10 protein-coding genes, 1 pseudogene and 1 other annotated feature are annotated in these 13,927 nt (G+C 54.9%); of the genes and pseudogenes, 9 read left to right on the top strand and 2 right to left on the bottom strand.

Features of this window, described 5'->3' with window-relative positions; translation table 11 throughout:
* Positions 1 to 407 precede the first annotated feature (407 nt).
* Positions 408 to 818, bottom strand: a complete 411-nt coding sequence (locus tag LIO98_RS14845; protein ID WP_291958905.1) for a helix-turn-helix domain-containing protein — start codon at positions 816 to 818, stop codon at positions 408 to 410.
* A 140-nt stretch (positions 819 to 958) separates the two neighbouring features.
* Here LIO98_RS14845 and LIO98_RS14850 point away from each other — a divergent pair, with 140 nt between their 5' ends.
* The 6 genes from LIO98_RS14850 (at position 959) to LIO98_RS14875 (ending at position 8,471) form a co-directional block, all read left to right on the top strand.
* The gene (locus LIO98_RS14850) at positions 959 to 1,147 is read left to right on the top strand and encodes a helix-turn-helix transcriptional regulator (protein WP_291958906.1); all 189 of its coding nucleotides are present in this window, start codon (positions 959 to 961) and stop codon (positions 1,145 to 1,147) included.
* Between the two features lie 79 nt (positions 1,148 to 1,226).
* Positions 1,227 to 2,171, top strand: a complete 945-nt coding sequence (locus LIO98_RS14855; RefSeq protein WP_291958907.1) for a TAXI family TRAP transporter solute-binding subunit — start codon at positions 1,227 to 1,229, stop codon at positions 2,169 to 2,171.
* A gap of 140 nt (positions 2,172 to 2,311) precedes the next feature.
* A complete protein-coding gene (gene alr / locus LIO98_RS14860; protein WP_291958908.1) occupies positions 2,312 to 3,466 on the top strand; it encodes an alanine racemase in 1,155 nt (384 codons plus the stop codon).
* 452 nt (positions 3,467 to 3,918) lie between these two features.
* Entirely contained in the window at positions 3,919 to 5,430 is a 1,512-nt protein-coding gene (locus LIO98_RS14865; RefSeq protein WP_291958909.1) for a TRAP transporter permease, read from the top strand.
* Between the two features lie 344 nt (positions 5,431 to 5,774).
* Positions 5,775 to 6,539 (top strand): hypothetical protein, encoded by a 765-nt coding sequence (locus LIO98_RS14870; RefSeq protein ID WP_291958911.1) that lies wholly within the window; start codon positions 5,775 to 5,777, stop codon positions 6,537 to 6,539.
* Positions 6,540 to 6,656: 117 nt separating this feature from the next.
* Positions 6,657 to 8,471: a M14 family zinc carboxypeptidase gene (locus LIO98_RS14875; RefSeq protein ID WP_291958912.1), complete on the top strand. Its 1,815-nt coding sequence runs from the start codon at positions 6,657 to 6,659 to the stop codon at positions 8,469 to 8,471.
* Between the two features lie 169 nt (positions 8,472 to 8,640).
* On the opposite strand, the gene LIO98_RS14880 is transcribed toward LIO98_RS14875, so the two are convergent.
* On the bottom strand, positions 8,641 to 9,756 hold the full coding sequence (locus tag LIO98_RS14880; protein WP_291958914.1) for a 4-hydroxybutyrate dehydrogenase: 1,116 nt from the start codon (positions 9,754 to 9,756) through the stop codon (positions 8,641 to 8,643).
* 436 nt (positions 9,757 to 10,192) lie between these two features.
* Here LIO98_RS14880 and LIO98_RS14885 point away from each other — a divergent pair, with 436 nt between their 5' ends.
* The 3 genes and pseudogenes from LIO98_RS14885 to LIO98_RS14895 form a co-directional block, all read left to right on the top strand.
* Positions 10,193 to 10,981, top strand: a complete 789-nt coding sequence (locus LIO98_RS14885; RefSeq protein WP_291958916.1) for an amino acid ABC transporter ATP-binding protein — start codon at positions 10,193 to 10,195, stop codon at positions 10,979 to 10,981.
* Positions 10,982 to 11,097: 116 nt separating this feature from the next.
* Positions 11,098 to 12,678: an ABC transporter substrate-binding protein/permease gene (locus LIO98_RS14890; protein ID WP_291958918.1), complete on the top strand. Its 1,581-nt coding sequence runs from the start codon at positions 11,098 to 11,100 to the stop codon at positions 12,676 to 12,678.
* 260 nt (positions 12,679 to 12,938) lie between these two features.
* Positions 12,939 to 13,181, top strand: a binding site (T-box leader).
* 125 nt (positions 13,182 to 13,306) lie between these two features.
* Positions 13,307 to 13,927, top strand: a pseudogene (locus tag LIO98_RS14895) (hypothetical protein); the annotation flags it as partial.

Genomic DNA, 13,927 nt, shown 5'->3' on the forward strand with positions numbered 1-13,927 from the left:
TTAATTTAAATTATGGAATTAATTTTAATGCTGATGTTTTTAGGTTTGAAGACCTAAACTTATTATTTGAATCCAGTCCAGGTATTCATCCCAGGCTTTATCCGTCCAGCTTTCCAGACCTAAAAGGAATATTTGAATCATGTCTGAGGGCCGTAATCGTTACAACGATATGAAGCTTTCCAGACCTAAAAGGAATATTTGAATCCCATAAAAGTATAGGTATAATAGCAGTTTTCAAGGTTCAGTATACATCAGTATAAACAAACATAAAAAAAACACAAATCGCTATTGGTACGATTGTTACTGCTTATTTGCCTTTTTCACAAAGTCCGTTGATCTCCATGTATTTTATCACTATTGGAGGTCGACGCGGAAATTTCTGCATTACTATATTAGCAAAAATAGAGCTATCCCCTCTCCCTCACCGCACGATAATACCCCGTGATCACCTTCTGGTCTCTCATGTATGTGATCACTTTTTCCTTCGCTATTTTGTCTAGGTCTTTTAAAAGAGCCACTATTTCGTTATCCAGCGGATCGGCGAACATCAGCTCCCCCTCTTTCGGTTCGGCGGGTCTGCCATCGATAATCTGCCATTCTGTTTCCGGACCAACGGCGATCCCCAGTTCCTCATAGGCTAGATCTATAACGGAACATCTCAGTACCCTTGCCACATTGGCTAGAACATCAAGGGGAATTTTTCTTACGCCGTTTTCGTACTGGCTCATCGTGTTCGGCTTTACGTTTATCAATTCGGCGAGCTCTCTTTGATTCAATCCAGCTCTTTTTCTTCTTGCGACAACCTCTTTTCCAATCATTATCTTTTCCTCCCTTTATAGTTTCTACATAGTTTGAATATCACGAAATGTGAATTATTTAATTGACAGTTCTCGAATTCGAGACTATATTTAATCTCGTTATGTGATAAATAGAATTCTCAAAAAGGCGGTAGATATCCGTGAACAAAAATGAGCTGCGGTACCTGCGTCTGAAAAACAACCTGACTCAACGGCGGATGTGCGAGATTATCGGGATCTCGTGCAGCAGGTATTCGCGTATTGAGAGGGGGTATGTCGTTCCAACTGAGGCGGAGTGTGAAAAGCTGGCGGAATATTTGGGGATATGTGAAAGAAAATGGCGTTCGTAACAGAGTGTGTCTGAAAATTTCAGTCACAACAGCTTGACCTGGCACCGAGAATTTTTATTTTAACAGGAGGCGTATCTATATGAAAAAAGTTATCTTAGCGGTTCTTATCCTCACCTTTATCATCTCATCATCGGCAATGGCGGCAACCACCTTTATCACAATCGGCACGGGAAGCACCGGCGGTACCTATTACCCCGTAGGCGCCGGGCTTGCGAAGATATGGACGAAGTATGTGCCGGATCTTAAGGCCGACGCCCAGTCCACCGGAGGCACCGTCCACAATATTCAGTTAATGGAGAAGAAGGAGATCCAAGCGGCGACGATGGACAATAATTATTACAACGCCTACAACGGGCTGCTCAAATATAAGGGGCAGGAGCATAAATACCTGCGCGGGATGCTCCCCCTTTATCCCGAGCCGGTGCAGATAATGGTGGCTAAGGGAAGCGGCATCAAATCTCTGAAGGATTTCAAAGGCAAGCGTATCTCTATCGGCGCGGTGGCCAGCGGTACGGAGCTCAGCGCGCGCGAGCTGATCAAGGCCGCGGGGCTGGACCCCGATAAAGATATCAAAGGCGAGAATCTCGGCGTCGGTGATACAGGAAGCGCCTTCGCCGACAAGCATATCGACGCGGCGGTGATGCTCGGCGCGCTTGGAATGGGCGGCGTTGTGGAGCCGTCGACGCTCGGCCTTGTCGAGTTCATCGATATCCCCGACGATATTATTGAGAAGGTCATCAAGCAGTCGCCCTACTGGTTCAAGTTCACGATCCCCGCAGACACTTACAAGGGACAGCCGTCCCCCGTCAAGACATACGCTGGGCCCAATATCATAACTGTCACGGCAGAGATCCCTGACGATATCGTTTACCAGATGACAAAGACAGCCTTTGAAAATAAAAAAGACCTCGTGACTATCTCCTCCAATATGCAGAACATGACCCCAGAGGGCGCCAAGAACATTATGATACCGCTGCACCCGGGTGCTATGCGGTACTATAAAGAGATCGGCGTGATCAAGTAACTAACTCTCCCAACTCCGCTGAGGATGGGAGCGGTATATTATCCCCCGCTCCTATCCCCAGCCCTACACGCGCGGCGCGTAGTTTATATAACAATCAATCAGACATTCAGCAAGGTATTCTTCCATAAGGAGATGAAGTAATGGCCCCTGTCTTTCGCCCTACGTGGGTAGAGGTGGATTTGGAAACGATAAAGGAAAATTACAAGAATATAAAGAGGTACGTCTACGGCGCTGAGATCATCGCCGTTGTGAAGGCCAACGCCTACGGGATGGGGCTGCTGCCGACGGTGGGGGCGCTGGCAAACGCCGGATGCCGTTATTTCGCCGTGGCCACGCCCGACGAGGCCTTCGAGCTGCGCGCCTCAGGTTTTAACGGCTCCGTTCTGGTGATCGGCCCGGCGATAGGCAGCTGCGCCCCGCTTTATGTGAAGCATGACATCGAGACCGTCTGCGCCGATGAAGGATTCCTCGATCAGCTGAACGCCTGCGGCGTCGAACAGGGCAGGCGCGTAAAGGTACATTTCAAGATAGAGACCGGACTTGGCAGGAGCGGTTTCGCCCCGGAGCACTTTCTCGCAAAGGCCGGCAAGTTCTATTCCCTCCCCGGTATTGAGGCGGCGGGCATTATGAGCCACTTCGCCGTCGCCGACGAGGGGCGCAGCGGCTTCACGGAACGGCAGTTCGAACGCTTTTCCAGGGTATTGAAGACGCTTGAGGCCAGAGGCATAAACGTCGGCACGAGGCATATCTGCAACAGCTCCGGCACTTTGCTGTATCCGCGGATGCACCTTGACGCGGTACGCGTCGGTAAAATACTCTACGGCTTCTGCCCGAAAACCGTTGAAAAACCCGTCGAACTAAAGTATTCTTTCAAGGTGCGCTCAGAGATAACCTCCATACGGATGGCCGCGATCGGTGAATCTTTCGGGTACGGCCTGCGTTATGTCTGCCGCGACGACGACCTTATCGCGGTGGTGCCGATAGGCTATGCAGACGGCTACAGCCGGATGTACATGGGAAAGAGTTACGCGCTGGTCCGCGGACACAGGGTTCCCGTCGTAGGCAGCATCTGCTGCGACCAGATTTTCCTGAAGGTGACCGACGTGCCGGAGGCGGAGGTCGGCGACGAGGTCATCCTCGCCGGCAGGCAGGGCGAGGAGGAGATCTCGACGGAGGAGCTTGGCGGATATCTCGGGACAAGCGCCTGTGAAGCCTTCAATTTATTCAGGGGACGCATACCGCGCCTGTACAACATGGATAGGGAGCTTTCAAAGGAGAAGTTTGATGAAAGATAACGAAAATAAGAAGGTCGATCTGCTGGAAGAGCTTACGGACAGCAATGAGGAGATAACGAATCTCATCGAAAAGTACGACGCCGAGAGCAGGTACCGGACGCTGAAGGGACTGCCGGGCAAATTGATCAGCCTGTGGCTGGCGGCGATGTCCCTGTTTCACCTCGCCACCGCGGGGCTCGTCACTATGCCGCTCGCCATCCAGCGCGCGGTGCACCTGACATTTGCGATAACGGCGGTATTTATACTCTATCCCGCGACAAGGAGGGGCGCTAAGGACCGCACGCCGTGGTACGACTGGCTGCTCGCCGCCGCCGGATTTGCCGTCATCGGCTATATCGTGGTCTTTTTCAATGAAATTTCACGGCGAGGCGCCAACCCCACCGATATGGAGATATACCTGGGGATAGCCGCTAGTCCTTATCGTCGAGGGCGGACGCCGCATAGTCGGCAACGTGCTGCCGTGCCTCTCGATAATCTTCCTCGCTTACTGTTATTTCGGAAATTATGTTCCGGGAATATTTCAGATCAGGGGGTATTCGCTGAGCCGGATAATACAGCACATGTATCTCACCCCCGAGGGGATCTTCGGCCTCGCGCTTGGCGTATCGGCGACCTTCGTCATCGTCTTTATCATCTTCGGGGCATTTCTCTCACACAGCGGCGGCGCTCGTTTTTTCAATGAGCTCGCGCTTGCGGTCGCAGGCGGCCGTCCCGGCGGTCCGGCGAAGGTCGCCGTCGTCGCCTCCGGACTCCTCGGGACGATAAGCGGCTCTTCCGTGGCAAATGTCGCGACCACGGGAGCCTTTACTATTCCTTTGATGAAGCGCGTCGGTTATCAGCCCTATTACGCGGGGGCGGTGGAGGCCTGCGCCTCGACGGGAGGGCAGCTGATGCCGCCGATCATGGGGGCGGGAGCGTTCATTATGAGCGAATTCCTTGGCATTCCATATCTCACGATTGCCGGAGCCGCCGTCATTCCCGCCTTCCTCTACTACGCGGCGATCTTTACAAACGTGCACATCAGGGCAAGGAAGAAAGGGCTTCAGGGGCTGCCAAAGGAACAACTGCCCGCACTGAAGGAGGTCATGAGGGCGGACGGGCATCTGGTGATCCCCGTCATCGTCATCATAGCGACGCTCTTAATGAAATACACGCCCCTGCGGGCGGGATTCATCGGCGTGATCTCTGTCATCGTCGTGAGTTCGCTGAAAAAGAACACGCGCATGAGCTTCGCCACCATATTTAAGGCTTTGGAGGATGGAGCGCGCGGAGCGCTTGGCGTCGCGATGGCCTGCGCCCTTGTCGGCTTCATCGTCGGCACCTCTTCGCTGACCTCGCTCGGCCTCACCATATCAAACAACATCATCGAGATCGCGGGCGGCAATCTGCTCCTTACGCTCGTCATGGCGATGTGCGCCTGTATCATCCTTGGCATGGGGCTGCCGACCACGGCAAACTACATCGTATGCAGCACGATAATCGCTCCGGCGCTCATCGGTATGTCGGTCTTGCCGCTTGCCGCGCATCTTTTCGTATTCTACTTCGGCATCATGGCGGACATCACGCCGCCCGTTTGTCTCGCCGCCTTCACCGGTGCGGGAATCGCCGGGGCAAGCCCCTCTAAGACGGGATTTACGGCGACGCGCATCGCGATCGCGAGCTTCATGCTCCCCTACTGCTTCGTCTATAATCCCATGCTGCTGTTGCAGAGGGTGGTATATTGGGAGCTGGCCATTCTCGTAATCTCCGCCTTTCTCGGCGTGATGATGCTCGCCGGAGCGCTTGAGGGCTGGATCTTCCGTGATCTTCGAGTGGCGGAGCGCGCCGTCATCGGCGCGGCGGCGGTCGCCGCGATACATCACGACATCACGGTAAGTGTATGTTCTATCGTCGTGCTGCTTGCCTTGTCTTTTTATTTTTACAGGACCAGATGTAAGGCCCCCTCCCTGTGCCGGACGGAGTAAATACAAAGCAAAGACGCTTGGCGCAATTTCTCTTACAGCTATTCCAGCAAAACGCCGTGTGGAAAACCCGCGCGGCGTTCTCATTACCGGCAGGAAAACAACCGATAAACATCTCATTATTGTTAATAATATATATATTATTAACAATAATTACTGTGATTATATCGTTATGCTGTAAATCATAACCTTCTATTTGACATTTTTATCTTTTAAAATATACTCATGCTTAGACTTTAGCTGTATTTTCAAAACCGCGTCATTTATAGGCAAAAAACCAACATCAGCTGTCGGCGATGGGAAATGTGACATGGTAAGGCACAACGTATATCTTGGGCGGAAAGAGTGTGGTTCTTCTGAGACGCTGTTTTATCTGTTTCATATTTGTCGCCTGCTGCCTATTTTTCAGCCTGGCGGCAGCGCCCGCCTTCGCGGTTTCAAGCCACCTGATTCCGCTGCCGGCGGTAAATTTTGACGCGCCGTCGCCCAGGACCGCCAATGCCGAGCTTTCGCAAAAAGAATATGAGCAAAAAATATCATCCCTGGAAAAAATATGCGGAGACCGCTATAACGTATTCGCGCAAACTCTCAGCGAAGAGGAAAAGGCGGCGCTCTCCATGAGCCATGCGAGATGGCGGGAGTTTCTCTTTTCCCTGCAAGAAACGCTGAACAGACAGCTCAACACTCAGGTGAAGGTATTTTACGGCATAAAAGAGAGGGAGCGGGTGACGAATATTTACCGCGACGCCGCAGCCGCCGTCTATGAACAGAGGATAAGCGACCTGGAACGCTGGTCGCGGGGCGACTTCTCGCCCTTAAAAATCGGAGAGCCCGATGCGCTCAATGGCACTCTCGCATATGAAGAGAATCTATTCAACGAACGGGCTTCACGCTGCGTTTACCTGATGGAGGAGCGTTACAGGCTGGAGGAGTTCGCCTCGCAAAAGGCCTGGCGTGATTTCCGGGAGGCGCAGCTTTCTTTTATCAAAAAAATGGCGGACGACCGTCACGCGCTGTCAGAAGAAAATCTTCTGATGCTGCGGCGGATAAACGACATCCGCGCGCTGCAGGCGGAGGGGCTCGTCTTTTTCAAGCGGGAGAGAGAGGAATGACAGAGAAGATATTTCGCGGGAGAGGGGCTGTTATAGAGGCATAAGCATGTAAGACTATCACGCGGAGTTTATCCCGTTTAACACAAATTTGCCTAATGACGCAAAGGAGGTCATAGCGTGAAAAGATCGGCGGTTATATTTTTTATCATCTGTTCCGTCATACTGAGCGCCGCGGCGGCTTTCGCGGCAAATCCGCTGGAAAAGCTAAAGACGCCGGCGGAACTTTCCAACTGGACGAGGACCACCTCAAGCAAAGAGGTTATCGATTATCTGACGCAGGTGGCGAAGAACAGCGGCGGCAGGATACGCATGGAGTTTATCGCCTGGACGACGAAGGGCAATCTCGTTCCCCTGCTGGTAATCGGCACGCCAGCGCCGAAGTCGCCGGAAGAGGTACCGGCAGAGAAGGCAATCGCCTATGTGAACTGCAACATCCACTCCGGCGAAATCGAGGGCAAGGAGTCGATGCTCATCTTCGCACGGGAGGTTGCGCTGGGCCGGCATGACGACCTGCTCAAAGACCTTGTGATTTTACTTGCCCCGAACATGAGCCCCGACGGCAACGACAACCTCGGGACCTGGCGCCGGGGAAGCCAGTTCACCCCCGCGCTGGTGGGAACGCGGTACAACGGGCAGGGTTTCAACATGAACCGCGATATGACGAAGCTCGAGGCCTATGAGTCGCGCGCAGTGGTCGAGGTGATGAACAAATGGGACCCAGTGATCTTCGTGGACGCTCACGCGACAAACGGCTCCTATATGCGCCACGCCGTCACCTACAACTGGGGGCTGCACCCAAACACCGATCCCAATATCATGGCCTACAACCGCGGCGAGTTCTCGCGCAAGGCCATCGGCCCGGACTCGTACCTGTATAAGAAGCTCGACCACAAGTCTATCCCCTACGGCAATTTCGGGAAAAATTACAGCGGCAAGGTCTCGGAGGGCTGGTGGACCTTCGAGGATTATCCGCGCTACACGACAAACTACGCGGGGCTCCGCAACCGCCTCGCGATGCTGCTGGAGGTCTATTCCTACGATGACTTCAAGACACGCGTGGATACGCAGTACGCCTGTATCTATGGCATACTTCAGACGGTGGCGCAGGACAAGGATAAGATCAAGGCCCTCATAAAGAAGGCCGACGAGCGGGAGAGCGCAAGAGCGACGGCGGGAATATCGCCAAACGACAAGGTCTGCCTCAATTCGTATCTCACTACGCTGGACGAGATCGACGGCGGTTATGTCAGCGTCGATTCGTACGCCGCGGACGGCGAGGGGCGGGTCACGCCAACCCGCACCGAGTACGGCATGGACGGGTTCAAAACCGCCGTCTACTTTGAGAAAGAGGCCGTGCACCACATCCCCTATTACGGCAAGTTCGTACCGACCGGCACCGAGCAAATGGGCGCGCTCTATGTCATCCGCCCCGGCGCGGACGACGCGGTGCAGCTCCTTCTCCGCCACGGCATCACCGTCGACAGGATCACGGAGGACGTCGCCGCGGCGGACTTTGAATGGTTCAAGATCGATACTCTCGGCACAAAGAAATCTCTCTACGAGGGGCACCATATGAACGTCGTCTCCGGCGACTGGACGGCCTCAAAGGATCTCACGCTCCCCGCCGGAAGCTTTGTCGTTTCGACGGCCCAGCCGCACGGCTCTCTAGCCGCCCTGCTGCTTGAGCCCAAGAGCGTCGACGGTCTCGTCTCCTGGAACTATCTCGACAAGCTGATCACGACGGAGGGCGCGTGCTACGACCGCTTCATGACCAGAGATTCATCCACCAACGCCAGGGTGGTATTCCCTGTGTGGAAGTTCCGCGAATTCGGCGGCATTCCTACGTCAAAGCTGACGCCGGTGGAAAGGCTGGCGCACGACGAGACTCTGCCTAAGCCGATAACATCAGGCCGTACAAAGACGGCTCCTTAAGAGGCGGCGGCGCGTCCTGCGGGCCCCCTGGGGAATGGACCGCGGTCTCCTGACGCGGAAACGGACATGAACGTTAAAAGGCGCGCCAGAATTACCGGCGCGCCTTCATAAATTTACTCAGCAACGGCTTTCCGCACCCACGCCGCCGCGCGGGAAGACAAATAGGCCGCTAATAGAGCTCCCTGTATATCTTCAGCACCCGCCCGCGGTCGAGAGGCACGAAGTTGTTCGCCATCAGCCGCTGCTGGCACTGCATCACGGAGTCGGCAAACTCGTCCAGTTCGTCCTCTTTCACGCCATATTCGCGCAGCGGTTTTTTCGCGAGTATCTTATCCAGAAGGGTTTCAAGCGCCTCCCAGGCGCCGCCTTTGGGGCAGCCGAGCAGGGAGGAGAGGAAATCCATCATCACCGATATCTCTCCGTCCTCTTTTATCTCGATGTAGTCCTTCATCACGCCGGTAAATACCGCGTAGTTGCTCTCTCCGTGCGGGACGTGGTATTTCCCTCCGAGCGGATAGGAGAGCGCGTGGACGGCGGCGCAGCCGGCGGTGCCGAAGGCGATGCCCGCGTAGTTGGAGGCGGTGAGGAAGGAGCCGAGCAGCGGCAGGCGCGCCTCCCTGCCCCTCTCCGCTATCTCCAGATAGTTCTTTATGATTATCTCAGCGGCCCTGTAAGAGAGCAGCCTTGTGAAATCGGTGGCCTTCGGCGAGAGCGCGGACTCCACGGCGTGCACGAGCGCGTCTATCGAGCTCGCGGCGAATACCTCAAAGGGCAGGTCGCGCAGCAGCTCCGGGATGAGCACCGCCTGGTCGGCGAAGAGGGCGTCTGATACGAGCCCCATCTTGGTGCCGAGGCGCGTGCGGTTGATGATCGAAATATTCGTCACCTCGCTGCCGGTGCCGCAGGTCGTCGGCACGATGATAAAGCCCGCTTCGCGCCTGATATCGGAAGGGGCGGCGTACAGTTCGTCGGTAGTTTTACCGCCGGAGGCCGCGACGATCTTCGCGATGTCGACGATCGTGCCGCCGCCCACGGCGATGAGGCGCTCAAATCCGAGCGCCATCACGGACTCGATTATCCTGTCGGTCATCTCGTCGGTAGGTTCCCCGCCGCCGAAGTCCTCCACAAAGAGGCTCTTGAGCGGCAGCCCCAGCGGGGCGAAGTATTTTTCATATATGGGACGGATGGTGAGTATGAAGTCCCCGCGGCCGAGGGAAAATTCCTCGGCGAATTCTCTGCAGTTTTCAAACCTGTGCAGCTCCGTCTTTAAGACTATCTCTTTCATAAACGCGCCTCCCCGGATAGGTTTTTATATTTTCTTTTATTATACTCAGTTTTTTCCGGGAGGATATCGGCGCTCTTCGCAAAACTATCTCTTTGCGCCGCTGAAATGTTACCTGATATTTGCCAAATATTTACCGCGACAGCCCCAACATATCCTTGCAATTAATCGGGAAAACAATTAAACTATTTCTGCTTTATGCATTCTATGTCGCTACACGGAAGGGACGTGAGACGTAAATTGAAAAAAAACACTGGTGTCTGGTGTGTCAGACATGGAGCGAAACTCCAAAACTTCCGCCCGTTAACTTCACGCCGAACCGCTTTCGGCTTTATCGCTAAGGCTGCCGGTATGTCAGCTTTTGTGTTATATGGCGAATATCTTCGTATATGACACGCTCCTTTGGTCTTCATATAAAAATCCAGAGGAGGGCATATAGATGAACACCATCAACAAACCATTGATAATAATCGAAAATCTCTGTAAGAGTTTCGAGGACGGCGACGTTCTCAGAAACATCAGTTTTACCATACGCGAGGGAGACCTGGCCTCAATAATCGGGCCTTCGGGCTGCGGCAAGTCGACCTTTCTGCGCTGCATCAACTGTCTTGAGCTGATGGACTCCGGCTCGGTCACCGTCACCGGCGTCACCGTCTCGCGCAAGCCGGGAGAGGTGCCGAGCGACGAGATGCTGCAGAAGGTCCATGAACTGCGCACCGAGGTCGGCATGGTCTTTCAGAGCTACAATCTATTTCCGAATAAGAACCTGCTGCAGAACATCATGCTCGCGCCGATGGTCGTCAAAGGGATGAAGAAGGACGAGGCCCACGAGCTCGGCATGAAGATGCTCGAAAAGGTCGGCCTCAAGGGCTTCGCGCAGAAATATCCCTCGACGCTCTCCGGCGGACAGAGTCAGCGGGCGGCGATCGCCAGGGCGCTGGCGATGAACCCGCGCGTAATGCTCTACGACGAACCGACCTCGGCGCTCGACCCCGAGCTGGTCGGAGAGGTTCTTCAGGTCATGAAGGACCTTGACGCCGAGGGAATGACCCAGATAATCGTCACGCATGAGATGAAGTTCGCCAAGGACGCCTCGGACTATATCATCTTCATGGACAAGGGCGAGATCGTCGAATATGAGGACGGAGACATCCTCTTCGCCAATCCGAAGAACGACCGTACGCGCGCTTTCCTGCGCCATTTCGTCAACGCGGGGGTAACTTGCTGATGAGAGCCGACGTCGTTCATACGCAAACAGGGCCTGTACATGAAGAGACTAGGCGCTCACACAAAATCAAAGATTTTGGTTTGCCGCTTATTCGTCAACGCGGGGGTGACATGCTGATGAAAAAGTTAATCGCGCTTACCGCGCTTATCCTTACGCTGCTTTCACCGGCGGCGCTCTATGCCGGCGAGACCGCGGCGGTATCCGCGGACGGCGGCGAAAAAATCCTGCGCTGGGGCGGAGACTCCGAGGGCGGCTTTCCCTATATGTTCCCCGACCCGAAGGATCCCAAGAAGCTCATCGGCTTTGAGGTGGACATCGTCGACGCGATCGCCGCGGAGATGGGCCGCAAACCGGTCTATGTCAACAACGCCTGGGACAACCTGATTCCCGGCCTTGACCGCAACCTTTACGACATCGCCATCAACGGGCTTGAGGTGACGCCGGAGCACGAAGAGGCGATCAACTTCTCGATCCCCTACTACAAGACCTACCTGCAGCTCGCCGTGCGCCGCAAGGATGATTCGGTGAAGAACCTCCAGGACCTGAAGGGTAAGGTCGCGGGGACGCTGAAGGAGAGCTACGCGCAGATGGTCCTCGAGGAGGTGGGCGACGTTGAGATACGCACCTACATCGTCGAGGCCAACACCTACGAGGATCTCGCGAACGGACGCCTCGACGCGGCGCTCTTCGACCAGCCCATCGCCCTCTATTCGGCGGGCTTCAACCCCGAGATCAAATTCGTCGGGCCGCCGATCGGCGAAATAACCTACGCCATCGCCGTCCGCAAAAAGGATAAAGAGCTGCTGGCGGAGGTCAACCGCGCGCTCGTGGCGCTGCGCGACAACGGCAAGCTGCGCGAGATATACGACAAATGGAACCTCTGGACGCCTGTGATGGCGACGGAGTTCAACGACTTCGACCCGCCGAAGTACGAACCGGTCTTCTACAATGAGTGGGCGGAGGCCCACAGACCCAACTTGACGATGCAGAAGCGCATGGAGAGATATTGGGACGTGATGCCGCTCTTCGCGAAGGGCGCCCTCGTCACAATGGAGGTCTCCATCGTCGCGATGGTGATCGCCATCTCGCTCGGCCTCATCCTCGCGGTGACGCGCGTCTTCGCGCCCGGCTGGCTCGCGCTGATCGCCACATGGTATGTCGAGATCGTGCGCGGCACGCCGGTGCTGATACAACTCTTCTTCATCTTCTACGGCCTGCCGTCGGTGGGGATAAAATTCTCGCCCTTCTGGGCCGGAGCGATCGGCCTCGGCCTCAACTACGCCGCCTATGAGGCGGAGATCTACCGCACGGGACTTTTCGCCATCCCCCGCACACAGTGGGAGTCGGCGCTCGCGCTCGGTATGACGAGATGGCAGGCGATGCGCGAGGTCATCCTGCCGCAGGCCGTCCGCGTCGTCATCCCGCCGATCACGAACGACTTCATCTCACTGCTCAAGGATTCGTCGCTCGTCTCGATCATCACGATGGTGGACCTCACGAAGGTCTACGGACAGGTCTCGGCGACCTACTACGACTACTTCGGCCCGGGCATCATCGTCGCGATAATCTACCTGATCCTCGGCCTGCCCTTCGTGCGTTTCGCGCGCTTCACGGAGAAACGCCTCGCCGCCGCGGAGAACGACGGCAAGCAGGGACGCCGCGAAAATATCTACCGGAGCAGTACAAGATATCTGTAGGTATATACCGTCGTACGGTAACTGAAAAGATTTAACGTTCAATAAGAGGGCGAGGCCAGAAGCCGCGCCCTCTTTCATATATTCCGTGAGCCAAAGCTGCGGCGAATTCGATAACAGACCGGTCCCTTAACAGAATGCTTCCATCCGCCGTCAGCCGCGGCGTGAAATTTTCAGAGATAACATTAACGTAAAAATACGTAAAAACATTAAGATAACTATTGACTTTCAAAAATGAATTATTATAATTGCTTGTCAATAAGAATAACGCAATGATGTGAAGCAGTAAGCAATCATACCGATTCAGAGAGGTGCCGGTTGGTGCGAGGCAGCCGAAGAGTATATTGCCGAACTCGTCACGGAGCGGCTGCGCAGAAGTTTTTCAGTAAGCGCGGACGGGTCCGCCCGATACAGCGGTAGGGATATGTCAGTATCCCGTATAAGAGCATTCTTTTTAGAATGAATGAAGAGTGGTACCGCGGAAGCCTTCCCCTTTCGTCTCTTCTGTCCGTTTCGGAACAGAAAAGACGGAAGGGTTTTTTTTGTTCCGAAAGACGGATTTCGCCGGGTCTGCCGACCCGGCCGGAGGCCGCCGTGCGGCACAAGAAAAAAGAAAGAAAGGATTTTTAACATGAACAAAGACGTATCTGCGAAAGTACCATTTGCCATCGCCTTTTCCGTTGGCTCCGTGCTCTTTTCCGCCCACGCCGGCGGCGGTTTCGCCACCGGAAACCAGGCTAATACCTACTATGTCAGCCTTGGCTGGCTCGGACCTTTTTCCGCCGTTCTCGCCATGCTGCTATTGGCCATAACCATGCGCGAAGCGATGTTTATGTACAATTCACGGGGGCTCTCCTCCTACAAGGAGCTCTTCCAGACCCTCTACCACCCCTTTGACGGACTGTACGTCATGTTTGAGATATTCTTTTACATCATGGTGCTGATGGCCGTAGCCGCGGCGATCTCCGGAGCGGCCTCCGCGCTGCGCGAATACTTCGCCCTCAATTACTATCTGGGCATCGTCATCGTCGGAGCCATCGTTCTGGCGCTCACCATATTCGGCGCGCGGCTGGTGCGCATGGCGACGACATACATGGGTATCGCCATCCTCGCGACCGCCATCACGATCTATCTGATAGGCATCGTTAAAAACGGCGGCATCGGTACGGTGCTCTCCGCGGATTTTAAGTCCAGCGGATTTTCCGGCCTTCCCCAGGCGATCCTTAACGGTTTCACCTATGCCGCCTTCCAG

This window comes from Cloacibacillus sp. (assembly GCF_020860125.1).
Classification (GTDB): domain Bacteria; phylum Synergistota; class Synergistia; order Synergistales; family Synergistaceae; genus Cloacibacillus.